The sequence below is a fragment of the Aeromicrobium phragmitis genome, assembly GCF_003674095.1.
In the GTDB taxonomy this organism is placed as follows: domain Bacteria; phylum Actinomycetota; class Actinomycetes; order Propionibacteriales; family Nocardioidaceae; genus Aeromicrobium; species Aeromicrobium phragmitis.
In genome coordinates this window covers 1-875 of the sequence record NZ_RDBF01000031.1, presented here as the reverse complement: position 1 = coordinate 875, position 875 = coordinate 1, and the positions used below count along the sequence as shown (strand labels likewise).

Sequence of the window (875 nt, the reverse complement as noted above, 5' to 3'; positions counted from 1 at the left end):
GGGCGTGTCAGATGGTTTGTGTAAGTGGTTCGTCTCCTGATTGAAGGACGACACTGATGACCATGACAGATGAGGATGCTCGCGCTGAGCGTCGCCGGCAGCAGGCGGAGGGTGCGCGAAGGCTCGCTGAGTCCGGTGTGCTTGATGACTTGTTCGCGAAGATCGATGCGGGCGAGATCGAGTTGGAGGGCTCGGATGGGCTGATCCAGCAGCTGATTAAGACGGGTCTGGAACGCGGGCTTCAGGCCGAGCTTTCGGATCATTTGGGCTATGACAAGGGCGATCCGGAAGCAGCGTTGCATCCGAACTCGCGTAACGGCTCCTATCCGAAGACCGTCGCCTCGCAGGTCGGTGAGATCGATCTGGCGATCCCTCGTGACCGCGACGGCAGCTATGTGCCTCGTCTCGTCCCGGTCGGTTCGCGGCGTCTCGGTGGTCTGGACGAGATGATCGTTTCGCTCTATGCCGGCGGGATGACGCTGCGGGACATCGAGCATCACCTCGTCTCAACGATTGGGGTTGAGACCAGCTACGAGACGATCAGCAAGATCGTCGATGAAATCGGTGAGGCCGTGCTCGCGTGGCAGCGCCGACCGCTTGAGATGTTCTATCCGGTCATCTACCTGGACGCGATCGTGGTCAAGGTCCGAGACGGCGGCCACGTCAGGAACAAAGCCGCTCACATCGCCGTCGGCGTCGACATGGACGGCGTCAAGCACGTGCTGGGAATCTGGGTCCAAGCGGTCGAAGGAGCAAAGTTCTGGGCCACCGTGTGCGCCGAGCTCGCCAACCGCGGCATCCGCGACGTGCTGATCGTCTGCTGCGACGGGCTCACCGGATTCCCCGAAGCGATCGAGGCCACCTGGCCTGAATCG

The 875-nt window shown here is 61.8% G+C and carries 1 protein-coding gene; it reads left to right on the top strand.

What is annotated here, in order from left to right; translation table 11 throughout:
• Window positions 1-62: 62 nt before the first annotated feature.
• On the top strand, window positions 63-875 hold an 813-nt coding region (locus D9V41_RS16080), incomplete at its 3' end, for an IS256 family transposase (protein WP_243697317.1).